Source organism: Methylobacterium sp. WSM2598 (assembly GCF_000379105.1).
GTDB lineage: Bacteria > Pseudomonadota > Alphaproteobacteria > Rhizobiales > Beijerinckiaceae > Methylobacterium.
The window spans coordinates 7187099-7208894 of record NZ_KB900609.1 but is presented as its reverse complement, the minus strand read 5'-3'; the positions used below and the strand labels follow the sequence as shown (position 1 = coordinate 7208894).

The 21796-nt window shown below is 73.6% G+C and carries 20 protein-coding genes and 1 pseudogene; 4 read left to right on the top strand and 17 right to left on the bottom strand.

The features are described from left to right. Positions 1 to 185 precede the first annotated feature (185 nt). Both MET2598_RS0133580 and MET2598_RS43230 read left to right on the top strand, forming a co-directional pair. Entirely contained in the window at positions 186 to 440 is a 255-nt protein-coding gene (locus tag MET2598_RS0133580; protein WP_012335478.1) for a hypothetical protein, read from the top strand. Between the two features lie 134 nt (positions 441 to 574). Further along, a pseudogene (locus MET2598_RS43230) lies at positions 575 to 1714 on the top strand (class I SAM-dependent methyltransferase); the annotation flags it as partial. Between the two features lie 120 nt (positions 1715 to 1834). On the opposite strand, the gene MET2598_RS43225 reads toward MET2598_RS43230, so the two are convergent. The 15 genes from MET2598_RS43225 to MET2598_RS0133505 are packed head-to-tail and all read right to left on the bottom strand — an operon-like array spanning position 1835 to position 15822. Continuing rightward, on the bottom strand, positions 1835 to 2116 hold the full coding sequence (locus tag MET2598_RS43225) for a cytochrome C oxidase subunit IV family protein (protein ID WP_236728939.1): 282 nt from the start codon (positions 2114 to 2116) through the stop codon (positions 1835 to 1837). Continuing rightward, a complete protein-coding gene (locus MET2598_RS0133570; RefSeq protein WP_012335480.1) occupies positions 2113 to 2790 on the bottom strand; it encodes a cytochrome c oxidase subunit 3 family protein in 678 nt (225 codons plus the stop codon). The genes MET2598_RS43225 and MET2598_RS0133570 overlap by 4 nt, the downstream gene beginning before the upstream one ends. Continuing rightward, positions 2787 to 4463 (bottom strand): cytochrome c oxidase subunit I, encoded by a 1677-nt coding sequence (locus tag MET2598_RS0133565; protein ID WP_018263806.1) that lies wholly within the window; start codon positions 4461 to 4463, stop codon positions 2787 to 2789. Before MET2598_RS0133565 ends, MET2598_RS0133570 begins: the two co-directional genes overlap by 4 nt. After that, on the bottom strand, positions 4460 to 5392 hold the full coding sequence (coxB, locus tag MET2598_RS0133560) for a cytochrome c oxidase subunit II (protein ID WP_012335482.1): 933 nt from the start codon (positions 5390 to 5392) through the stop codon (positions 4460 to 4462). Before coxB ends, MET2598_RS0133565 begins: the two co-directional genes overlap by 4 nt. Further along, positions 5392 to 6177 carry a hypothetical protein gene (locus tag MET2598_RS0133555; RefSeq protein ID WP_018263804.1) on the bottom strand — a complete coding sequence of 262 codons (786 nt, stop codon included), beginning with the start codon at positions 6175 to 6177 and terminating at the stop codon, positions 5392 to 5394. The genes coxB and MET2598_RS0133555 overlap by 1 nt, the downstream gene beginning before the upstream one ends. Continuing rightward, a complete protein-coding gene (locus MET2598_RS0133550) occupies positions 6174 to 6581 on the bottom strand; it encodes a hypothetical protein (RefSeq protein WP_018263803.1) in 408 nt (135 codons plus the stop codon). Before MET2598_RS0133550 ends, MET2598_RS0133555 begins: the two co-directional genes overlap by 4 nt. Further along, positions 6571 to 7560: a hypothetical protein gene (locus tag MET2598_RS0133545; protein ID WP_018263802.1), complete on the bottom strand. Its 990-nt coding sequence runs from the start codon at positions 7558 to 7560 to the stop codon at positions 6571 to 6573. Before MET2598_RS0133545 ends, MET2598_RS0133550 begins: the two co-directional genes overlap by 11 nt. Continuing rightward, on the bottom strand, positions 7557 to 8141 hold the full coding sequence (locus MET2598_RS0133540) for a c-type cytochrome (RefSeq protein ID WP_018263801.1): 585 nt from the start codon (positions 8139 to 8141) through the stop codon (positions 7557 to 7559). The genes MET2598_RS0133545 and MET2598_RS0133540 overlap by 4 nt, the downstream gene beginning before the upstream one ends. After that, positions 8138 to 8656, bottom strand: a complete 519-nt coding sequence (locus MET2598_RS0133535) for a DUF3341 domain-containing protein (RefSeq protein WP_026191072.1) — start codon at positions 8654 to 8656, stop codon at positions 8138 to 8140. The genes MET2598_RS0133540 and MET2598_RS0133535 overlap by 4 nt, the downstream gene beginning before the upstream one ends. Then, positions 8656 to 10011 (bottom strand): NrfD/PsrC family molybdoenzyme membrane anchor subunit, encoded by a 1356-nt coding sequence (gene nrfD / locus MET2598_RS0133530; RefSeq protein WP_018263799.1) that lies wholly within the window; start codon positions 10009 to 10011, stop codon positions 8656 to 8658. The genes MET2598_RS0133535 and nrfD (MET2598_RS0133530) overlap by 1 nt, the downstream gene beginning before the upstream one ends. Then, complete coding sequence (locus tag MET2598_RS0133525) at positions 10008 to 12851, bottom strand: 4Fe-4S dicluster domain-containing protein (protein WP_018263798.1); 2844 nt, start codon at positions 12849 to 12851, stop codon at positions 10008 to 10010. Before MET2598_RS0133525 ends, nrfD (MET2598_RS0133530) begins: the two co-directional genes overlap by 4 nt. Further along, positions 12839 to 13450, bottom strand: a complete 612-nt coding sequence (locus MET2598_RS0133520; protein WP_050777589.1) for a cytochrome c3 family protein — start codon at positions 13448 to 13450, stop codon at positions 12839 to 12841. Before MET2598_RS0133520 ends, MET2598_RS0133525 begins: the two co-directional genes overlap by 13 nt. Positions 13451 to 13497: 47 nt before the next feature. Further along, positions 13498 to 14631 (bottom strand): NrfD/PsrC family molybdoenzyme membrane anchor subunit, encoded by a 1134-nt coding sequence (nrfD, locus tag MET2598_RS0133515; RefSeq protein ID WP_018263797.1) that lies wholly within the window; start codon positions 14629 to 14631, stop codon positions 13498 to 13500. Further along, on the bottom strand, positions 14631 to 15593 hold the full coding sequence (locus tag MET2598_RS0133510) for a 4Fe-4S dicluster domain-containing protein (RefSeq protein WP_012335492.1): 963 nt from the start codon (positions 15591 to 15593) through the stop codon (positions 14631 to 14633). Before MET2598_RS0133510 ends, nrfD (MET2598_RS0133515) begins: the two co-directional genes overlap by 1 nt. A gap of 10 nt (positions 15594 to 15603) precedes the next feature. Continuing rightward, entirely contained in the window at positions 15604 to 15822 is a 219-nt protein-coding gene (locus MET2598_RS0133505; RefSeq protein WP_012335493.1) for a hypothetical protein, read from the bottom strand. Positions 15823 to 16118: 296 nt separating this feature from the next. On the opposite strand from MET2598_RS0133505, the gene fdh reads away from it, so the two are divergent. Both fdh and MET2598_RS0133490 read left to right on the top strand, forming a co-directional pair. Beyond that, positions 16119 to 19343: a formate dehydrogenase gene (gene fdh / locus MET2598_RS0133495; RefSeq protein WP_084673978.1), complete on the top strand. Its 3225-nt coding sequence runs from the start codon at positions 16119 to 16121 to the stop codon at positions 19341 to 19343. Continuing rightward, entirely contained in the window at positions 19330 to 19650 is a 321-nt protein-coding gene (locus tag MET2598_RS0133490) for a hypothetical protein (RefSeq protein WP_012335496.1), read from the top strand. The genes fdh and MET2598_RS0133490 overlap by 14 nt, the downstream gene beginning before the upstream one ends. Positions 19651 to 19852: 202 nt before the next feature. Here the strand turns inward: MET2598_RS0133490 and MET2598_RS0133485 are convergent, their stop codons facing one another. Together MET2598_RS0133485 and mbfA are read right to left on the bottom strand one after the other, a co-directional pair. Then, positions 19853 to 20323 (bottom strand): cupredoxin domain-containing protein, encoded by a 471-nt coding sequence (locus tag MET2598_RS0133485; RefSeq protein WP_018263794.1) that lies wholly within the window; start codon positions 20321 to 20323, stop codon positions 19853 to 19855. Between the two features lie 328 nt (positions 20324 to 20651). Beyond that, complete coding sequence (mbfA, locus tag MET2598_RS0133480) at positions 20652 to 21629, bottom strand: iron exporter MbfA (protein ID WP_012335498.1); 978 nt, start codon at positions 21627 to 21629, stop codon at positions 20652 to 20654. Positions 21630 to 21796 lie beyond the last annotated feature (167 nt).

Here is a 21796-nt window from a genome sequence, read left to right as displayed (position 1 = left end):
TGCCGCGGGACCGGGCGCCGTTCGCTACCCTGGGACGATCCCAGCGGGCGTGTCCGATGACCGCCGGGTCCGTTCTCGAAGCCTCGTCGAGCCACCGGCTCGCGCCGAGGATTCGAGGGGGTTGGAGGCCCGGTGCGCCAGCGTCCCGGGCCGTTGCGATGAGGGGTCCATCCTCCGAGGGTTGCATGACCAACAGGCAGCACGATCTTCTGGATCGCGGCACCGTGGCGGAGATCGAGGATCTCGTTCTCGGCGGGCGGGGCGACGTCGAGCGGCGGCGCATGGTGCAGCGGCTGCGGCAGCTGGAGAGCCTGTCGCGGCAGCGCATGAACGACCGCGAGGAGCTCCAGCTGATCATGTCGGCCCGGCGCCTGCTCGGCGACCGGGAGAGTTTCGGCGTCGTGCGCGGCCTCTTCGCCGAGGATGCGCGGCGGGCATGACCCGCAGGCATCCGCTGCAGGGCTCGCCCGGGAGCGCGGGCGGCTGAACGGCGTTCTTGTCCGACGAGACGCATCGAACCCGGTCCGGCGCCGGCTTCCGGCGGTTCGGGCCGGGCTGACGGCGGAGCCGTCGGATGACGACGCTGATGGAACGGGTGCTCGGTCGCGTGCTGGCGGCTCTGCCGCTGGCCGGGCCGCTGACGGTGCTGGGCACGGACGGGCGGCGCCTGACGGCCGGGCCCCGGGACGGTCCGCCGGTCCGCGTGCGGCTCCGCGACCCGTCGGCGGCGCGCCGCCTCCTCCTCGATCCCGACCTCGCCTTCGGCGAACTCTACGTGGAGGGCGGCCTCGTCCTCGAGGAGGGGACGCTGCCCGACCTGATGCGCGTGCTCCTCGCCCGCAGCCGCGGCGAGGTGCCGCTGCCCTCCGCGACCGCGATGGCGCTGCTGCGCCGCCTCGGCCGACGGCTCGGCCGGCGCAACACGCCGCGGCGGGCCCGCCGCAACGTCGCCCACCATTACGCGCTCGACGAGCGCCTCTACGGGCTCTTCCTCGACCCGACGTGGCAGTATTCCTGCGCCTACTTCACGGCGGAGGAGGACGACCTCGCGGCCGCGCAGCGGGCCAAGATGCGCCACATCGCCGCCAAGCTCCTGGCCGGGCCCGGGCAGCGGGTCCTCGACATCGGCTGCGGCTGGGGCGGCCTCGCGCTCTACCTCGCCGGGGTGGCAGGCTGCGCGGAGGTGCGGGGCATCACGCTGGCGGAGGGGCAGCTCGCCCGGGCGCGGGCGCAGGCGCAGGCGCGCGGCCTCTCCGCCCGCGCGCACTTCGCCCTGGAGGATTTCCGCCGGGCGTCGGGCAGCTTCGACCGGATCGTCTCGGTCGGCATGTTCGAACATGTCGGGCCGGCCGATTACCCCGGCTTCTTCCGCCTCGTCCGGGAGCGCCTGGCGCCGGACGGGGTGATGCTCCTGCACACGATCGGGCGCACGGGGGCGCCCTACCCGACGAATGCCTGGATCACCCGCTACATCTTCCCGGGCGGCCACCTGCCGACCCTGTCCCAGATCACGCCGGCGATCGAGCGCTCGGGCCTGATCGTCACGGACGTGGAGGTGCTGCGCCTGCACTACGCCCGCACGCTGGCCGCGTGGCGCGCCCGCTTCGCCGCGAGGCGGGAGGCGGCGCGCGCGCTCTACGACGAGCGCTTCTGCCGGATGTGGGACTGGTACCTCGCGGCCTCCGAGGCGGCCTTCCGGTACGAGGACCTGGTGGTGTTCCAGATCCAGCTCGCGCGGCGCAACGACGTGGTGCCGCTCACGCGGGACTACGTCGCCCGGGAGGAGGCCCGGCTGCGCGCGCGGGAGGAGTGGCGGGGCCGCGGAGCGCTCCCCTCACGGCCGGGTCAGCACGTCGCTGAGCGTCAGCGCGAACAGCACCCCCGCCCACAGGAACCCGGCCAGGGCGGCGAGGCGCACGAGGCCGCGCGCCTCCCGCAATTCCATGTAGAAGACCAGCACCAGGAGCGCCTTCGCGGCCGCGATGGCGAAGCCGATCGCCGCCGTCGCCGCCCCGAGCTTCCAGAAGGCCGCCGCGCAGGTCAGCGCCAGGAGGCCGAGCAGGGCCGCCCAGATCGCGAGGTTGCGCAGCCAGAGGGAGCGGACCGTCGCGCTCATCCGGACCGCCCCGGCAGGTAGAAGACCGGGTAGAGGACGATCCAGACGACGTCGACGAGGTGCCAGTAGAGGGCCGTCACCTCGACCTCGGGACTCCCGCGCAGCTCCAGCCGGCCGCGCCAGCCGAGGAGCGCGAGCCGCCCGACCAGCGCGATCCCGACCGACAGGTGCAAAGCGTGCACCCCCGTCATCAGCCAGTAGAGGGCGAAGAAGATCTGGGCCGGCGCCGCCGCGAGCGGGAAGTGCGGCCCGGGCACCAGGCTCTTCTCGATGTCCTCGCGGTACTCGACCCCCTTCACCGCCACGAAGGCGAGGCCGAGCGCGGCCGTGACGGCGAGGCAGGCGACCACGAGGCGGCGCAGGTCCTCCTCGGCCTTGGCGGCCTGGGAGGCCACCGCCATGGTCAGGCTGCTGGTGAGCAGGATCGCCGTGTTGGCGGTGCCGAGGGCGAGGTTGGTCTCGCGGCCCGCCGCCGCGAAGGCCTCCGGGTGGGCGATCCGCATCACCGCGTAGGTGAGGAGCAGCGCCCCGAAGAACAGCGTCTCGCTCGCCAGGAAGAGCCAGATCCCGAAGGTCGCCCCGCGCCGCTGGCGCCCGAGATCGGACCAGGGCTCGCGGATCAGCCGCGCGGCCGGCTCGCCCCCGGCGACGCCCCCCTCGGCCGCGCCGCTCACGGGAGGAGCTCCTGCTCGCGCTGGTAGCTCGGCGGGCCGATCGTCGCCGAGTGGCCCTCCGGATGGTAGTCGTAGGGCGCGCGCACCACCCGCGGCTGCCGGACGAAGTTCTTGTGCGGCGGCGGCGAGGTCGTGCTCCATTCGAGGCCGGTCGCGTCCCAGGGGTTGCTCGACGCCCGCGCCCCGTAGACCAGCGACCAGGTCAGGTAGGCGAGCGGCAGCAGGTAGGCCGCCGCCAGGATCGCCGCGCCCGACGACGACATCACGTTGTAGATCTGGAATTCCGGCGGATAGGTGTGGTAGCGCCGCGGCATCCCGAGATAGCCGGCGATGAATTGCGGCGCGAAGGTCAGGTTGAACCCGAAATACATCAGGATGGCGGCGAACCGGGCCCAGGATTCCGGGTACATCTTTCCCGTCACCTTCGGCCACCAGAAGTGCAGACCGCCGAAGAAGGCCGAGACCGAGCCGCCCACCATGATGTAGTGGAAGTGCGCGACCACGAAGTAGGTGTCCGTGACGTGGACGTCGACCGGGATGGCGGCGAGGAAGAGCCCCGACAGGCCGCCGGTCGTGAACAGCCCGACGAAGCCGAGCGCGTAGAGCATCGGCGCGCCGAACCCGATCTGCCCGCGGTAGAGCGAGAAGGTCCAGTTGAAGACCTTGATGGCGGACGGCACCGCGATGATGAAGGACAAGAACGAGAAGATCAGGGCCGCGTAGGGCGACATGCCCGACACGAACATGTGGTGACCCCAGACGAAGAAGCCGATCCCGGCGATCGCCAGGATGGCGTAGACCATGAACGTGTAGCCGAAGATGCGGCGGCGCGCGAAGGCCGGGATGATTTCCGAGACCACCCCCATCGCCGGCAGCACCATGATGTAGACGGCCGGGTGCGAGTAGAACCAGAACAGGTGCTGGAACAGGATCGGGTCGCCGCCGCGGTTCGGATCGAAGATCGGCAGGCCGAGCCAGCGCTCGGCCATGACGAGGAGCAGCGAGATCGCCAGGACCGGCGTCGCCAGCACGATCACGATGCTGGTGGCGTAGATCGACCAGACGAAGAGCGGCAGGCGGAACCACGTCATGCCGGGACAGCGCAGCATGTGCACGCTGGCGATGATGTTGATGCCGGTGGCGATGGTGGAGAAGCCGACCAGGAACACGCCGAGCGCCGCCGCGAAGACGTGCGTGTTCGAGAACATCGTCGAGAAGGGCGTGTAGAAGGTCCAGCCGGTATCGACCCCGCCGGCGATCAGCGCGTAGACCGTGCAGGCCCCGGCCGCCACCGTGAGGTACCAGCTGAACAGGTTGAGCCGCGGGAAGGCGAGGTCCGACGCCCCGATCATCAGCGGCACCAGGAAGAGGCCGAGCGTGTTGGGGATGGAGGGCACCAGGAAGAACCACACCATCACGATGCCGTGGAACGAGAACAGCTTGTTGTAGGTGTCCGAGGTGAGGAGGTGGCCCTCCGGCGAGACGAGTTCGAGGCGCACCAGGGTGATCGCCGCACCGCCCATGAAGAAGAACACGGTGATCACGACCGCGAACAGGATCGCGAGGCGCTTGTGGTCGGTGGTGGTGAGCCAGGACCCGACCGAGCGGCTGAACCGCAGGTAGTCCGGCTCGGTCGGCAGCGGCAATTCGCCGAGCGCCGCGGACTCGCTCATGACCGGTCCTCCTTCGCGAGGGAGCGGATGTAGGCGACGAGGCTCTGGATCTCCCCCTCCGAGAGCCGGCCGGCGAAGCTCGGCATGATCGGCGCGAAGCCGGCCACCACGTCCTTGTTCGGCTGCAGGATCGAGTCGCGCAGGTAGGCCTCGTCGGCCGCGACCACGCGCCCGTCCGCCAGCGCCACGGTGCGGCCGTAGAGGCCGGCGAGGCTCGGCGCGTGCACCCGGGCGGAGGCGGCGTGGCAGCCCGAGCAGCCGCGCTCCACGAACAGCGCCGCGCCCGCCTTGGCGAGGTCGTCGCCCTCCGGCTGGGCGGCGAGCCACGCCGCGTAGGCGTCCGGCCGCATCACCACGATCTTGCCGCGCATGCGGGAATGGTCGGTGCCGCAATACTCGGCGCAGAGGAGGTGGAACACCCCGAGCTTGGTGGCCTCGAACCACGCCACGTGGGTCTGGCCCGGCACCACGTCCTGCTTGAGCCGGAAGGCCGGCACGAAGAAGGAGTGGATCACGTCCTGCGAGCGCATCTCGAGGCGCACCGGCACGCCGATCGGCACGTGCAGCGCGTCGATCTCGCGGGCGCCGTTGGCGTGCAGCGCCTTCCACATCCACTGCTTGGCGACGACCTGCACCTCGATCGCGTCCCCGGGCGGCGTGAAGGACCTGATCTCGATCGAGGTGCCCCACCAGAACAGGAAGACGAACAGGAACAGGGTCGCGCTGGTCCAGCCGATCTCGAATTCGCGGCTCACCACCTCGGGCATCGGCCCGCGCGGGGCGGCGGAGCCGCGCCGGTAGCGGACCGAGAAGCCGAGGAGCAGGCAGACGACGAGGAGCAGGATCGCGCCCGACAGGACGAGCAGGCCGGCGAAGATCGCGTCGATGCGCTGCGCGAGGGTCGAGGCGGTCTCGGGCCAGAAGGCCATCACGGAACCCTCCGGGCCGGCCCGCCGCCGCGGCCGAGCCGCCACAGGGCCAGACCCAGCCCGGCCACCGTCAGCGCTCCGGCAAGCGTGAGGAGCCGCGAGATCGCGGGCGTGTAGATCCCCCGCGCCGCGTCGAAGCCGTAGCACAGCACCGCGAGCCGCCCCGCGACGCCCCCGATCGCCCCGCGCCCGGCCTCCAGCAGCGCGAGGCGCAGGCTCGGCCCGTCGAGGGCGAGGGTCGAGAGGGCGCGGGCGAGGTGTCCGTCCGGCGTCAGGGCGAGGGCGGCGGACGGGTGGGCGTACTGGTCGTGCTCGGCATCGTAGGCGGTGCGGTAGCCCAGCGAGCGGGTGAGGTCCGCGAGGGCGGCCGGGTCGGCGCGCAGGAGCACCGTCGCCGCGCGCAGGGCCGGATCGGCCACCTGCGCGCCGAGGAGCGCCCGGCCCTCGGCGAGGCCGTCCTTCGGGTCGAGGCCGAGCACGATCAGCCGGTAATCGGCGCCCGGCCGCAGCCCCGTCTCGCCGAGCGCGCCCGCCACCACGGCCAGGGCCGGCCCGCACAGGGTGCGGCAGGTGAAGTCGACCGGGACGAGGAGCGCCGGGCGGCCCCCGAGCGCCTCCCCGAGGGCGAGGGAGCGGCCGCTCTCGTCCGTGACGCGGGCGCCGAGGGGCAGGCGGGCGCCGGCCGGCGGCGCGAGGCCCGCCGCCGCGAGCTCGGAGGCGGCGAGGCCCGCCCGGGCGGCGCAGGGCGCGAGCGCGATCAGCAGGGCGAGGAGGAGGCGCGTCACGGCCGCCGGCTCTCCTTGATCGGGCCGGGCGCCGCCGCCGGGGCGCCGACCGGGTCGAAGGCCGCGGCGCCCCGGCCCGCGAGGATCTCCATGGCGCGCGCGACCGGGATCCGGACGATGCCGCGCTCCCGGTCGACCCAGGCATAGCCGGACAGGGCCTCGCCCTGCGCGTCGAGGAGGCGCTTGAGGTCGCCGGCCGGGTCGATCTGCAGGCCGGGCTGCGGCATCGCCCGCGGCGGCGGCCGCTCGCGCCGCGGGGCGCCGCGGTCGTAGGAGAGCTTGAGCCCGCCCATGGCGGCGGCGACGAAGAGCGCGAAGCCCGCGACGGCGGCGAGCACCGTCCGGACCGGGACGCCCGGGGCCTCAGGGGGGGCGGGGATCTCCGGGGAGGCGTCAGCCGGCATGGCCGAGCCCTCCGGGCAGGCGGCGCGCCGGGAACAGGCGGGCCAGGAGGCGCCCCGAGAGGCGCACGAGGCCGACCGTGACCGCGACGGCGGCGAGGAGGCCGAGCGCGCCCAGGAGGAGGGGCGGGCCGGGCGGGTCGTAGGCCGGCGCGACGAGCCAGAGCCGGTGCAGGCCGATCCCGAGGAGCACGAGCCCGCCCACCAGGCGCAGGGCGGCGCGGCTGCGCCGCAGGTGCCCGTTCAGCAGCAGCCCGAAGGGGAGGACCGCGCCGGCCGCGACGGCGGCGACGATGAGCCAGACGAGACCGTGCTGGCCGCGGCGCAGGTACCAGGCGGCCTTGTCGGGCAGGTCGCCGTACCACGCCACGATGAAGGACATCAGCGCGATGTAGACGGTGCCGGTCAGGGTGGCGAGGAGCAGGCCGGCGAGGTCGCTGGCGTCGCGCCCCGCGAGGTCCGGCGGCGCCAGCAGGGCCGCGAAGGCGAGGGCGGAGAGCATCTGCTCGATGGCGAAGCCCGCCGCGAAGGCCGAGGAGGTGAAGCCGGGCTCGACCGAGAGCACCCAATCGACCGCGACCACGCTGATCAGGACCGCGTGCAGGAGGAGGGCCACGGCCGCGAACAGGCCGCCGCCCCGTCCCGCCGCGACCACGAGGCCGATCACCGACCAGATCACCAGGGCGAGGACCGAGCGGGCGAGGAAGAAGGTCGGGTGCAGGTAGAGGGGAGCGACCTGCGGCGGGGCCTGCGCCGGATCGGCCGCCCACGGATAGATCGCCGCGAGGCCGAGCCCGATCGGCAGGAAGGCCAGGGCCGCGAGCGGGGTGAGCGAGGCGGCCGGGCGCAGCACGGGGGCGAGCGCCTCGCCCCAGCGCCCGCCGGTGAGGCCGTGGATCAGGAGCAGCGCGAGGCTGCCGATCGGGATGCCGCTCCAGGCGGCGTAGGCGGCGAGCCAGCCGCGGGCGGCCTGCGCGATCACCGCAGCCTCCCGGCGGCTTCGGGCGCCTCGGCCAGGGTGGCGTGGTGCGAGAGCTGCAGGGCCCGGATATACGCGGCCACGGCCCAGCGCTCGGCGGGCGGGACGCGGGCCGCGTAGGCGTACATCACGCCGTAGCCGCGCGTGATGACGTCGACGAAGTGGGAGGCCGGGGCCGCGCGCAGGCGCTCGGAATGGTAGGAGGGCGGCGGCGGGAAGCCGCGCTGCACGATCATCCCGTGCCCGTCGCCGTCGTAGCCGTGGCAGGGCGAGCAGAACACGTCGTAGCGGTCGCGGCCGAGCCCGAGGAGGGCGGGCGTCACCTCCGGCGGGGCGGCGAGGGCGGCGTCGCGGGCGAGGTCGCCCTGCGCGACCGCGCCCTCCGGCAGCGGCCGGGCCGAGGTGCCGTCCGGCCAGATCCGGGAGGCCGCGTAGGTGTCTAAGCGCTTCTGCTGGAAGAGGTTCTGGTCCTGGCAGCCGGCCACCAGCAGGCCGGCGAGGAGGAGGACCGGGCGGGCGCGCCGCGGCGCCGGGCGCCCCCGACGGAGGGGGGCGGGCGGGGATGACGGGCGCGCCCTCCTCATGGCCGCACCTCGAACACCACGAGGGCCCCGGTCTCCTCCAGGAGGTGGCGCAGGGCGGTGCCGTCGCCCGGCGCCGCCGCGGCGGCGAGCAGGAAGAACCGGTCCTGGCTCGCCCGCTCGAAGCCCGGGACCGCGAAGAGCGGGTGGTGCAGGCGCGGCAGGCCGGTGCCCCACAGGAAGGCGAGGAGCCCCGCCAGCGCCGCCGCGAACACCCCCACCTCGAACGGCACCAGCAGGAAGACCGGCCAGCTGTGCAGCGGGCGCCCGCCGGAATTGAGCGGGTAGTCGATCACCGCGCTGTACCATTGCAGGAGATACGCGAAGGCCGCCGCGCCGACGCCCCCGGCCAGCATCGCCCAGCGCAGGCGGCTCGGGCGCGGGTCCAGCACGCCCTCGACCGCCTCCACCGGGTAGGGCGTGAAAGTGTCGAGGGGCCGGTGGCCCCGCGCGCGCAACGTGCGGGCCGCCCGGACCAGGCTGCGGGGATCCGCGAAGCAGGCGAGCATCTCTCCCATCAGGCGGCCCCTTCCCGGTGGGCGAGTTCGCGCAGCTCGTGCATCGACACCGCCGGCACCACGCGCACGAACAGAAGGAAGAAGAAGGCGAACAATCCGAGCGGACCGATCAGGAAGGACCAGTCCCAGAAGGTCGGGCGGAACACCCGCCACAGGCTCGCGGCGTAGCCGTGCGACAGCGTCGTCCAGGTGATCAGGATGCGCTCCAGCCACATCCCGACATTGATGACGAGCGAGATCGCCAGCATGGCCGGGATGCTGCGCCGCAGGCGGCGCAGCCAGAGGGCCTGCGGCACCACCACGTTGCAGGCGAGCATCGCCCAGAAGAGGAGCGCGTAGTCGCCCAGGAACTCGTAGGCGACGAGGCGGCGCTCGTCGGGCCTGCCCCCGTACCAGGCCATGAACCATTCGGTGGCGTAGGACAGGCCCATGACCAGCGAGGCCATCAGCATCACCCGCCCCATCACCTCGAAGTGGTTGACGGTGATCAGGGCCTGGAGCCGGAGGCCCCAGCGCACCAGGATCGCCAGCACCACCACCATGGCGAAGCCCGAATACATCGCGCCGACCACGAAGTAGGGCGGGAAGAGGCTCTCCTGCCAGCCCGGCATCAGGCTCGCCGCGAAGTCGAGGCCGACGATCGAGTGGACCGAGCAGACCAGGGGCACGGCGAGCGCCGCCAGCGTCGTGTGCAGGGTCCCGAGGCGGCGCCAGTGCCGGGCCGAGCCGCGCCAGCCGAGCGCCAGGGTGCCGTAGAAGAGCCGGGCGCCCCGCGAATCCGCCCGGTCGCGCATCGTCGCGAGGTCGGGGATCAGCCCGACGTACCAGAACAGCAGCGAGAACAGCAGGTAGCTGACGATGGCCCAGAAATCCCACACCAGGGCGCTGCGCCATTGCGGCCACAGCCCCATCGTGTTCGGGTAGGGGGCGAGCCAGTAGGCGTAGATCGGCCGCCCGAGGTGGAGGATCGGGAACAGCCCGGCGATCGAGACCGCGAACAGGGTCATCGCCTCGGCGAAGCGGTTGATCGAGGCCCGCCAGTGCTGCCGGGTCAGGAGCAGCATCGAGGAGATCAGCGTGCCGGCATTGCCGATGCCGATCCACCAGACGTAGTTGGCGATGGCGAAGCCCCACACCACCGTGGTGTTGATGCCCCAGACGCCGACGCCCCGCCAGAACAGCCACGCGACGGCGACGAGCGTCAGGAGCACGAAGGGCAGGGTGAGTGCGAGGGCGATCCACCAGCCCCGGCCGACCCCGACCAGGATCGGGGCGACCACCGCGTCCGTGATGGCCGCGTCGCTCTCGCGCGCGGCGGCGATCCAGCGACGGGCCGGCCGGGGCTCCGCGCTCACGAGCCGTCTCCCGGCAGGTCGGGGGCGGGGTTGCGCAGGTCCGCCAGGTAGGTGGTGCGCGGGCGCGTCCCGAGATGGCCGAGCAGCGCGTAGTGGCGCGGCTCCGCCCTCAGGCGGGCGACGTCGGACCCCGCCTCGGCGAGGTCGCCGAAGGCGATCGCCCGGCTCGGGCAGGCATCCTGGCAGGCGGTGGTGACCTCGCCCGGCCCGAGCGGGCGCCCGTCCCGCTCCGCGGCGCGGCGCGCGCCGCTGATCCGCTGGATGCAGTAGGTGCACTTCTCCATCACGCCGCGCTGGCGGACCGTCACCTCCGGGTTGCGCTGGGCCGGCAGCGGGTCGAGGCCGAGATTGGCGTATTCCTGCCCGTCCGCGTAGCCGAGGAAGTTGAAGCGGCGCACCTTGTAGGGGCAGTTGGCCTCGCAGAAGCGGGTGCCGATGCAGCGGTTGTAGACCTGGAGGTTGAGGCCCTCGCCGTCGTGGACCGAGGCCGCGACCGGGCAGACCGGCTCGCAGGGCGCGTGCTCGCAATGCATGCAGGGCACGGGCTGGAAGCCCGGACGGGGATGGTCCGGCCCGCCGCGATCGTAGGTGTCGACGCGCAGCCAGTGCATCAGCCGCCCGCGCGCGACCTCCTCCGGCCCCACCACCGGCACGTTGTTCTCGGTCTGGCAGGCGACCACGCAGGCGTTGCAGCCGATGCAGAGCGAGGCGTCGATCACCATGGCCCAGGCGTGGCCGTCCGCGTCGCCCGTCCAGGGCGCGATCAGGCTCGGATGGGGGCCGGGATCGGTCCCGGGCGCCTCGCCGATGGCGGTTCGGCCCTCGGCCAGGGCGGCGAGCGTCAGGAGCGGGTAGTTCTCCCGCGCCTCCCGCTCGCGCACCACGCGCTGGGTCGTCAGGATCCCGGGATGCTGCCCGGTCGGGGCGAGGGCGACGCCGTCGACGCGCCAGAGGGCGTCCTCGCGGCGCAGCGCGTAGGCGCTGGCGCCGATGCCGTTGCCGATGGCGCCGGCCCGGGAGCGGCCGTGGCCGAGGGTCAGGCTCGCCACGCCCGCCGCGTGGCCCGGCACGGTCGCGACCGGCACCTCGATGCTGCGCCCGCCGGCGGCGACGCGGACGAGGTCGCCCTGGGCGAGGCCGCGCCGGGCCGCCTCGTCGGGGGCGAGGGCGAGGGCGTTGCCCCAGACCTGCTTGGTCAGGGGCGCCGGGCATTCCTGCAGCCAGGCATTGTTGGCCATGCGCCCGTCCCAGGTCCCGGGATCGGGCCGCAGCACCAGGGTGAGGTCCTGCGCGGCGGCGGGCGGCCCGGGATCGGGCAGGCGCGGGCTGCCGGTCGCCACCGGCGCGGCGGCGCTGTCCTGCACCACGCCCTCGTGCAGGGCGCGCCGCCACCATTCCTCGAACCCGGCCTCGCGCCCCGGCCTCCAGGTCTCGCGCACGAGGTCGTAGGACGCGGCGTCGCCCTCGCCGAGGAGGGCGCAGACGACCTCCTCGGCCGTGCGGGTGGCGTAGAGGGGGCGGATCAGGGGCTGCACCAGCGAGGCGGTGCCGTCGACGGCCCGCAGGTCGCCCCAGGCCTCGAGCGGGTGGGTCTCGGGCACGTGCCAGGTGGCGAGCACGGCCGTCTCGTCCACGGCGGGGCCGAGATGGAGCCGGAACGGGGCCCGGCCCAGCCTCTCCGCGAGGGCGAGGTCGGCGGGCGCGTCGTAGACCGGGTTGACCCCGAGCATCACGAGGTCCTGCACGCCGCCCGCCGCGAGGTCGCGGGCGAGGTCGGAGAGCGTGCCGGGCGCCCGGCCGCCGATCAGGTCCGGCGGCTCGATCCAGTCGAGGGGCGCGCCGAGCACGCCGTTGATCCAGTGCGCGAGGGCGTGGATCTCGGGCGGCAGGGTCGGCCCGGCGAGGACGAGGGCGGCGCCGCGGCGCGCGCGCAGGTCCTGCGCGGCCCGCGCCGCGAGGCGGGCGGCCTCCTCCGGCAGGGTCGGCGCGCGCAGGTCCGCCCCGAGGGCGCGGGCCAGCGCCACCGCCACCTCACCGATCCGGTGCGGCGGCAGGGCGAGGCGGTGGTCGGCCTTGGCGCCGGTCAGGGTCGGCGCCGCCTCGACCGCGTAGAGCCGCGAGAAGCCCTCGCCCGCCGCCGGGACGCGGCGGCTGCCGAAGCCGCGGCCGTTGCGGATCTGGTCGGGACCCGGGCCGAGCGGGTCGGCGTCGAGGCTGACGATCACGGCGGCGCGGTCGAGATGCGGCACGGGCCAGAGCGGGCGGCCGAAGGCGAGGGCGGCGCCGGCCCGGGCGGAGGCGTCCTCGGTCGGCTCGTGCGCGTGCCAGGCCGCCCGCGGATAGGCGTCGAGCAGGCGGGCGATCTGGCGCTGGAGCGTCGGCGAGGTCACCCGGCCGGTGAGCAGCCGCATCCCCTCGCCGCGCGTCTCCCGCCAGGCCGCGACCTTGGCGACGAGCGCCCGCTGCAGCGCGCTCCAGGTGCCGATGTCGCCGCCCTGGCGCAGGGTCTTCGAGCGGTCGGGATCGTAGAGGGACAGCACCGCCGCCTCGGCGAAGACGTCCGTCGCCCCGAGGCTCCCCGGGTGGCGCGGGTTGCCCTCGACCTTGATCGGGCGACCGTCCACGGAGCGCACCCGGCAGCCGCGGCCGTAGCCGGCGAGCGGCAGGGTGCTGGCGAAGGCGAGCGGCACGCCCCCGGTGACCCGCTCGGGCTGGACCACGTAGGGGACGATCTCCTCGTCCGGCTTGGTGCAGGCGCCGGCCGCCAGCGTGATGCCGGCCGCGAAGGCCCGCAGCGCCTCGCGGCGCGAGACCGTCCGGGGCCCGCTCAGCGGTGGCATATCGAGCACTCGCTGAGGCGGTCGGCGGACCGGATGTGGTAGGCCGCCCTCAGCGCCCTGCCGCGGGTCTCCTGGTCGGGGGGAGGGGTCCAGGCCATGTCGTAGACCTCCTCGCGGGGGCGGAGATTCGGCTCGGGGTTGCGGTGGCAGTCGAGGCACCAGCTCATCGTGAGCGGGGCGGCCTGGCGCATCAGCGGCATGCCCTGGACGGCGCCGTGGCAGGTCGAGCAGCCGACGCCCTTGGCGACGTGCACGCTGTGGTCGAAGTAGACGTAGTCCGGCAGGGTGTGGACGCGCCGCCAGCGGATCGGCGTGCCGGTGGCGAGGCTCGCCCGCACCGGCGCCAGCATCTCGGCATTGGTCCAGATCTGCGAGTGGCAGGACATGCAGGTGTGGGTCGGGGGGAGGCCGGCGAAGCGGGCCTTCTCCACGGAGGTGTGGCAGTAGCGGCAGGCGATCCCGAGCCCGCCGACATGGTGCTGGTGGCTGAAGGGCACCGGCTGCGCGCGGACCACGTTCTGCCCGGTGGCGTAGGGCGCGGCCCAGAGCCGGTAGGTCAGCCCGACCGCCAGCACCGGGGCCGCGGCCATCCCGGCCATCACCAGGCGGATGATCGTGTCGGCGCCGGGACGGAAGATCTGCACGGTCAGGCGGAGCGTCGGAGCGGGACGGACCGGTGAGCGGCGCGGAGGCGGCCGGTGCGCGGCGGCGGGCCATGTTCGGGGGAGCTCTCGGGCGAGGTCTCGGGCAAATTCTCGGGCTGCGCGAAGCGGAAGCTGACATCCGGCCGCGCCGCGGATTCGTCGCCCGCTCCCATCACGGAGATGCGCAGCAGCGCGCTGCCGGCCAGCACCGCGAGGCCCGCCGCCACGGACAGCTCCGCGGGCGGCCGCCGCCCGCGGGCGCGCATCGCGCGCTCGGCCGCGTAGAGCCCGAGCGGCAGCAGCACGCCCAGGCCGACGGCGCCGACCTTCTCGGCCGTCCCGGCCCGCCCGCGCGTGGCGGGCTCGACCCCCGTCCGCCGATAGGCGAGCGCCGCGGCCGCGTCCCCGGCGAGCTCGACCGCGAGCGCCGCGGCCGCGATGCCGTGCAGCGCGTCCCGCTGCGGCCCGGCGGGCTCGGCCATCGCCAGGGCCGCCGCCCCCGACGCCACCGAGGAAGCGCCGAAGCGCACTGCCAGCGCGCGGGGTGCCGCCGCCCAGAGCGGCGTCGAGGTCGCCGAGAGGAGGGCGGCCGTGTAGGTCGACAACCCCGCCCCGAGCAGGGCCGCCGGCACGCCCGCCGCGCGGGCGGCCCCCCGCATGGTCCTCGGGGCGATCCCGAGATCGGCGGCGACCTGCGCCGCGGCGCTCACGCCCGCGCAGGCGGAGAAGCCCATCAGGATCCAGGTCCCGATCGACATCGGCGAGGTGGCCTTGGCCACCCGCAGCATGTTGTAGAAGCGGCTCGGGGTGTGCAGGTCGTAGATCAGGAGCGCGCTGCCGAGGGTCGGCGCGAGCAGGGCCGTGTAGCGGGCGCGGCGGATCATCGGGCCGGCCTCGACGCCCCGGGTCGCCTCGGCGAGGGCCGCCAGGATCGCCGAGGAGCCCGAGAGGCCGGCGAGGAAGATGTAGCCGCCCACCACCGCGTTCTCGAACGGCGCCGGCTTGAGCTGCGCGCGGCCGTAATAGGTCGGCCCCGCCCAGGCCTCCCCGGGTTCCGGCCGGCGCGCGCCCGAGGCGCGGTCCGGGCGGGGGAGCGGGGCCTCGGGGCCGCGCGCGACGACGGGATACTCGGCCATCAGGCGCGCTCCTGGCGGCCGGCACCGCGCTGATCGGGACCGCGCCGGCCGCCCCGGGATCCGGCCCCGCCGAGCAGGAGCGCCGCCGCGAGGGCGAGGCCCGCCACCGCGGTGAGCCCGGTCGCGAGGCTCGGGGCGACCCGGTTGGCGGGCCGGGTCGGCGCGGCCGGCAGGTTGTAGACCTCCGGCCGGTCGGTGAGCAGGAAGAAGGCGTTGAGGTGCCCGAGATCGCCGGTGGCGCCCGGGCTGCCGGGCACGCCGTACAGGTAGGCGCCGGGCACGCCGCGCCCGTGCAGGGTCTCGACCCGCGCGCGCGCCTTCTCGTGCAGGTCGCCGAGTTCCCCGAACTGGATCGAGTCGGTCGGGCAGGACTTGGCGCAGGCCGGCTCCAGCCCGCCCTTCAGGCGGTCGTAGCAGAGGGTGCACTTGTGCGCCTTGCCGTCGACGGTGCTGACGTCGACCACCCCGAACGGGCAGGCCGGCACGCAATAGCCGCAGCCGTTGCAGATGTCCTGCTGCACCACGACGGTGTCGAACTCGGTCTTGAACAGGGCGCCGGTCGGGCAGGCTTCCAGGCAGGGCGCGTTGTGGCAGTGCTTGCACACGTCGCTCATCATCAGCCAGCCGCTCTGGAACGGCGTCTGGAGGCTGTCGCGCACCCCGCCGGGGCCGGACTTCTCCACGAAGCTGACGTGGCGCCACGTGTTGGCCGAGAGGGCGCCGGTATTGTCGAAGCTGTGGCCGGAGAGCCCGAGATTGTCGGCCGGCAGGTTGTTCCACTCCTTGCAGGCGACCTCGCAGGCCTTGCAGCCGATGCAGACCGTGGTGTCGGTGAAGAAGCCGTAGGATCGGCCCGGCTCGATGCGGGTGCCGGCGGTGATCTCGGCCTCGTCCGGGATCATCCGGTCGAGGCGCGACTCCGCGATCTCGGCCGCGCGGGGATGCAGGTGCTGGATGCCCATCGGCCGGCCCTCAGATCCGCTCCAGCCGCTCGGCGCGGTGGGCGATCAGGTTGCGGGTCCGCGCGTAGCGCACCCGCACCCGGGCCTGCTCGGCCTGGAGCCGGGCGAGGTCGTCGGGCTCCGCCCCCGCCATCGGCCCCAGCACGAAGAGGTGCGCGATCCCCTCGTCGTCGACGAGCTGGAACCGGGTCTCCTGCGCGATGGTGACGACGCCTCGCATCGACGGCATGGGATCCCTCGTCCGCGCAGAGCGCCCGCTCGCGCCGCTTTCGCGCCGCCAACGCCGGGGGACCGGGTTGGTTCAGCGGCGTCCCTCGGCGGCATCCCGGCCGGCTGCTCCCGCGGTCACATAACGCCCCCGGGCGGCGCCTCCAGGCGCCGGGCCGGCCGCGCTCGGTCCGGCAGCGTACGAAGCCGGGCGCCGTGCCGCCGGCGCGCGCCGCGCCGCCGGAACCATGACGCATGGTCGGGATTGGAGCGCTGGGGCGGGTCGCGATCGGCCCCCTGGACGGTGGAGTGGCGGCCATGGCGCGGCGGATCGGCAAGGGGATCGGCAAGGGGATCGGCGAGCGGGTCACCGGCTTCCTGCGCGACTGGTCGATCCCGCGGCAGCTCGCGGGCGAGAGCGTGATGGGGCGCGCCGCCCGCAGCACGATGTCGGAGCGCCTGCGGCCGCGCCTGGAGGAGGCCGACCGGGTCGGCACCAGCATCTGCCCGTTCTGCGCCGTCGGCTGCGGCCAGCTGATCTACGCCAGGAACGGCCGCCCGATCCACGTCGAGGGCGACCCGCGCTCGCCGATCAATGCCGGGACGCTGTGCCCCAAGGGCGCCGGCACGCTCGGCATGCTGCTCTCGCCCGAGCGGATCAGCCGCGTCCTCTACCGGGCGCCGCGCGCGCGGCACTGGGAGGTCAAGCCGCTGGACTGGGCGATGGAGCGCATCGCGCAGCTCACCAAGCAGGCCCGCGACGAGACCTTCGCCGAGCGGCTGCCGGACGGGCGCGTCGTCAACCACACGCTCGGCATCGGGTCGCTCGGCGGCGCGACCATGGACAACGAAGAGAACTACCTGATCAAGAAGCTCTTCGGCGGCGGGCTCGGCATCGTCAACATCGAGAACCAAGCCAGGATCTGACACTCCGCCTCGGTGCCCAGTCTGGGTACCTCCTTCGGACGCGGCGCCGCCACGATGGCGCTGTGGGACCTCGCGAACGCGGACTGCATCATCGAGATGGGGTCCAACATCGCGGAGAACCACCCGATCGCCTTCCGCTTCGTCACCGAGGCGCAGCGCAAGGGCGCGACCATCATCCACGTCGATCCGCGCTACACCCGCACCAGCGCGCTCGCGGACATCTACGCGCCGCTGCGCTCGGGCAGCGACATCGCCTTCCTGGGCGGGATGATCCGCTACATCCTGGAGCACGACCTGTGGTTCCGGGACTTCGCGCTCGCCTACACGAACCTCGCCCACATCATCGAGGACGGCTACCAGGACCCGGAGACCCTCGACGGCCTGTTCTCGGGCTTCGACCGCAGCTCCGCCGCCTACGAGGACGGGACCTGGCAATACGCGGGCAAGCGGGTGCCCTCCTCGGTGGCCGAGCACCGGGTGCAGACGAAGGAGGGCGACCCGGGGGAGGGCAGCCCCTACGAGAGCATGACCGAGGGGCCGCCGTCGCGGGACCCGACGCTGCAGCACCCAAACTGCGTCTACCAGATCCTGAAGCGGCACTACGCCCGCTACACGCCCGAGATGGTCGAGCGGGTGACCGGCTGCCCGCGGGAGACGTTCGTGCGGGTGGTCGAGACCTTCGCGCGCAATTCCGGGCGCGAGCGCACCGGCGCCTTCACGTACGCGGTCGGCTGGACCCACCACACCACCGGCGTGCAGATCATCCGCGCCGCCTCGATCGTCCAGATGCTGCTCGGCAATATCGGGCGCCCGGGCGGGGGCATCATGGCGCTGCGCGGCCACGTCAGCATCCAGGGCTCGACCGACATCCCGACCCTCTACAACATGCTGCCGACCTACCTGCCGCAGCCCAACGTCTTCCACGAGCACGCGACGCTGGCCGACTACCTGCGGGTCGAGACCCCGACCACGGGCTGGTGGGCGAACATGCCGAAATACGTGATCAGCCTGCTGAAGGCGTGGTACGGCGAGGCCGCCACGCCGGCGAGCGACTACGGCTACCAGTTCCTGCCCAAGCTCACGGGCGACGCCTCCCAGGAGCCGATGACGCTCTCGATGGTCGACGGCATGATGCGCGGCCAGTTCATCCTCGGCCAGAACCCCCTGGTCGGCGCCGTCAACGCGGACCTCGTCGAGCGCGGCTTGTCGAAGCTGCGCTGGATGGTGGTGCGGGATTTCGCCATGACCGAGACGGCGAATTTCTGGCAGAAGGGCCGGCTGGTCGAGCGCGGGGACCTCAGCCCGGAGGAGATCGAGACCGAGGTGTTCTTCCTGCCCGCCGCCATGCCGGGCGAGAAGGAGGGCAGCGTCACCAACACGAGCCGCCTCGTGCAGTGGCACGACAAGGTCTGCGAGGCGCCGGGCGACAGCCGCTCGGACCTCTGGTTCATCTACCATCTCGGCCGGCGCCTGAAGGCGCTCTACGCCGACAGCACCGAGACCCGCGACGGGGCGATCCAGGCGCTCACCTGGGACTACCCGGTCGAGGGCGCGGTCGCCGAGCCGCGGGCGGAGGCGATCCTCGCCGAGATCAACGGCTACACGGTCGCCGACGGCAAGCCGGTGGCGAGCTACAAGGCGCTCAAGGACGACGGCTCCACCGCCTGCGGCGGCTGGATGTATTGCGGGATCATGCCGGAGGAGGGGCGCAACCTCGCCCGGGCGCGCCGGCCGGACGGGCCGGACGGGCCGGGCTCGCATCTCGGCTGGGCCTTCTCCTGGCCGTCGAACCGGCGCACCCTCTACAACCGCGCCTCGGCCGACCCGGAGGGCCGGCCCTGGTCGGAGGCCAAGAAGATGGTCTGGTGGGACGAGGCGCAGGGACGATGGACCGGCCTCGACGTGCCCGACTTCGTCGAGACGAAGCGGCCGGACGAGCGTCCGGACTGGTCGAAGCACCCGCGCGGCATGGACGCGCTCGGCGGGGACGATCCCTTCATCATGGAGGCGGACGGCAAGTGCCAGGTCTTCGTGCCGACCGGCCTGAAGGACGGGCCGCTGCCGACCCATTACGAGCCGGTCGAGAGCCCGGTGCGCAACCCCCTCTACGGCCAGCAGATGAACCCGGCCGCGAAGCTCTGGGGGCGGCCCGGCAACGCGCTGCACGCCCCCCAGGACCCGCGCTTCCCCTACGTGTTCACCACCTTCCGGTTGACCGAACTCCATTGCGGGGGCGTGCCGACCCGGGTGATGCCGCACACGGCGGAATTGCAGCCCGAGGCCTTCGTGGAGGTCTCGCCGGAGCTCGCGGGCGAACTCGGCCTCCGCCATCTCGGCTGGACCGTGCTGTCGACCCTGCGCGGCGAGATCGAGGTGCGGGCGATGGTGACCGAGCGGATCCGGCCCTTCCGGATCGACGGGCGGACCGTGCACGAGGTGGCGATGCCCTGGGTGTTCGGCCGCGAGGGCTACGCGCGCGGCGCGGTGGCGAACGTGCTCCTGGCGATCACGGGCGACCCGAACACCAGCATCCACACGACCAAGGCGCTGACCTGCAACCTGCGGCCGGGGCGCCTGACGCAGCTCAAGCGGGAGGCGCGCCGTGGCCCCGCATGAATACGGCCACGCGGCGCTCTCCGCCCTCGACGCGGTGCTGGCCGAGCGGCCGCGCAAGGACGATCACGGCCTGACCCACGCGATGCAGTGCCTGACGCGCTTCCGCGACGAGGTGATCGCGATTCAGCGCGAGGACCCGCCGTCGCGGGACCGGCGCGAGACCCTCTCGCGGCTGAACGCGGTGGTGGCGGTGGTGTTCGGGGCGCATTTCCCCTTGGGCACCGTGCCCTGGGCCGAGGTCGAGAAGGCGCGGGGCTGGCTCCGGGACCTGGTGCGGGAGTTCGAGGGCGAGGGCGCGGCGGGCTGATCCGGGATCGGATTGATCACAGCGGATCTCCGGATCGCGCGCCCGCGCGGCGCGTGAGCGAAGCCCCAATCCGCCATCCCGAAGGAATCAAGCCGATGTGGCATGATGGGCTTGCCGGTGGCCGGTGCGGGCCGGCTCCCCGGCGGCGCGCCGCCGCAGGGGAGGGCGCGTCCGGTCCGGGACCGGGCGCGGCTTGCGCGGCTCAGCGCGGGGTCGGATCGACCAGCGTCAGCTTGCCCTCGAACGGCTTGCTCTGCGCCGTGACGCTCGTGCAGCCGAACGTGTACTCACCCGGCCCGATCGTGCGCAGGCGGATCTCGCCGGTGCCGTTCTCCTTGACCAGGTAGGCGTCGTTGCTCGCCACGTGGACCACGTCGCCGTCGTGGTGGAGCACGTTCTTGTTCTGGAAGATCTGCGGCGCCGTGAGCGTCACGCGGGCGCTCGACCGGTTGGTGACTTCGAGCGCCACGTTGCTGTTGGCCGGCAGGCGCAGCTCCGCCGGCTCGCACTTGGCGGCGCCGTTCTCGCTCGTGATGGTGAGCTGGACCGGCGGCATCGCGTCGCCCCCGGCCTTGGGCGGGGGCAGGTCGTTCGCCGCGAGGGCCGCCCCGGCGAGGGCCGCCAGCAGGAGCCCGGCGAGGCCGCCGCGGGCCAGGGAGAGGTGTCGCATCATCGTCGCTCCGTCCGGTCTGCATGAACGCGCAGGCCAAACGTCGGGAGCCGGCCCGATGTTGCCGGCTGCGACCGGAAGGACCGGCCGCCCGCTCAGGCGCTGTCCGGACGATCACGTCCGGACAGCGGATCCCGAGCCCGCGCGGCGCTTGAGCGAAGCCCAAAGCCGCCATCCCGAAGGGATCAAGCGGATCCCGAGCCTGCGCGGCGCTTGAGCGAAGCCCAAAGCCGCCATCCCGAAGGGATCAAGCGGATTTGGGATGACACGCCCGCGCGGCGCCTGAGCGACGCCGACATCCGCATGGCAACGCAATCCGTCGGATCTCGGATCAGGCGCTGCCGATCAGGATGCCGGTCGCGAAGACCAGGAGCCCCCCGACCACGACCTGGAACGCCGCCTGCAGGAAGGGCGTGTCCATGTAGCGGGCGCGGATCCAGGAGATCGCCCAGAGTTCGAGCAGCACCACCGCCACCGCGAGGCCCGTCGCGAGCCGGAAATCGTGGATCAGGTAGGGCAGGGTGTGGCCGATCCCGCCCGCCGTGGTCATCAGCCCGCAGACGAGGCCGCGGATCCAGGGCCGGCCGCGCCCGGTCATCGAGCCGTCGTCCGAGAGCGCCTCGGCGAAGCCCATCGAGATGCCGGCTCCCAGCGAGGCCGCGAGCCCGACCAGGAAGGCGTCCCAGCTGTTCTGCGTCGCGAAGGCCGCGGCGAAGACCGGGGCGAGCGTCGAGACCGAGCCGTCCATCAGGCCCGCGAGGCCCGGCTGGATCACCTGCAGCACGAACAGGCGGCGGGCGGTCTCCTTCTCCTCCTCGCCGGCCCGGGTCTCGGCGCGCGCCTCCAGCTGCGAGGCCATCGCCTCGTGCCCGGCCTCCACGTCCGCGAGGTCGCCCAGGAGCTTGCGCACCTTCGGGTCGCTGCAGCGGGCGGCCGCCTCCCGGTAGAAGCGCTGGGTCTCGGCCTCCATCGTCTCGGCGCGGTGGCGCACCGCCGCGATGTCGAAGCGCGCCTGCATCCAGACCGGCTTGCGGCGCACGAAGCCCTTCACGTCCTCGCGGCGGATCAGCGGGATGTGGTCGCCGTAGCGCTCCTCGAAGAGATCGAGGAGCTGGCGGCGATGGTCGCTCTCGGCGCTCGCCATCTCCCGGAACACCTGCGCGGAGGCCGGGTAATGCTCCCGCAGGCGCTCGGCGATCTCGCGGTAGATGCGCCCGTCCTCCTCCTCCGCCTGGATGGCGAGGGCGAGAACTTCCCGGTCGGTGAGGTCGGACAGGGCAACCTGCGGGCCCTGCGTGAACAGCGGCATGCGCGGCTCTCCGGTGCATGAATTTAGAATTGCTCTAATTCCAGACTGAGCCGCGCGTCAACACCCGCGGGGTGCCCGCGGCGCCGCGCACCGCCCCGGCGCGGGGGCGGCGGGCGCGCGGGGCTCGCCTCGACACGGGGGGATGGCATGACTAAGAGAACGGGCGC

Coding starts and splice junctions, on each gene's coding strand:
- MET2598_RS0133535 (WP_026191072.1), bottom strand. CDS start 8,656: ATGGGAGAGATGCTCGCCTGCTTCGCGGATCCCCGCAGCCTGGTCCGG.
- mbfA (WP_012335498.1), bottom strand. CDS start 21,629: ATGCCGCTGTTCACGCAGGGCCCGCAGGTTGCCCTGTCCGACCTCACC.
- MET2598_RS43225 (WP_236728939.1), bottom strand. CDS start 2,116: ATGAGCGCGACGGTCCGCTCCCTCTGGCTGCGCAACCTCGCGATCTGG.
- MET2598_RS0133525 (WP_018263798.1), bottom strand. CDS start 12,851: ATGCCACCGCTGAGCGGGCCCCGGACGGTCTCGCGCCGCGAGGCGCTG.
- MET2598_RS0133505 (WP_012335493.1), bottom strand. CDS start 15,822: ATGCCGTCGATGCGAGGCGTCGTCACCATCGCGCAGGAGACCCGGTTC.
- MET2598_RS0133550 (WP_018263803.1), bottom strand. CDS start 6,581: ATGCCGGCTGACGCCTCCCCGGAGATCCCCGCCCCCCCTGAGGCCCCG.
- MET2598_RS0133565 (WP_018263806.1), bottom strand. CDS start 4,463: ATGAGCGAGTCCGCGGCGCTCGGCGAATTGCCGCTGCCGACCGAGCCG.
- MET2598_RS0133510 (WP_012335492.1), bottom strand. CDS start 15,593: ATGGGCATCCAGCACCTGCATCCCCGCGCGGCCGAGATCGCGGAGTCG.
- MET2598_RS0133540 (WP_018263801.1), bottom strand. CDS start 8,141: ATGAGGAGGGCGCGCCCGTCATCCCCGCCCGCCCCCCTCCGTCGGGGG.
- MET2598_RS0133580 (WP_012335478.1), top strand. CDS start 186: ATGACCAACAGGCAGCACGATCTTCTGGATCGCGGCACCGTGGCGGAG.
- MET2598_RS0133485 (WP_018263794.1), bottom strand. CDS start 20,323: ATGATGCGACACCTCTCCCTGGCCCGCGGCGGCCTCGCCGGGCTCCTG.
- MET2598_RS0133520 (WP_050777589.1), bottom strand. CDS start 13,450: ATGGCCGGGATGGCCGCGGCCCCGGTGCTGGCGGTCGGGCTGACCTAC.
- nrfD (WP_018263797.1), bottom strand. CDS start 14,631: ATGGCCGAGTATCCCGTCGTCGCGCGCGGCCCCGAGGCCCCGCTCCCC.
- coxB (WP_012335482.1), bottom strand. CDS start 5,392: ATGGCCTTCTGGCCCGAGACCGCCTCGACCCTCGCGCAGCGCATCGAC.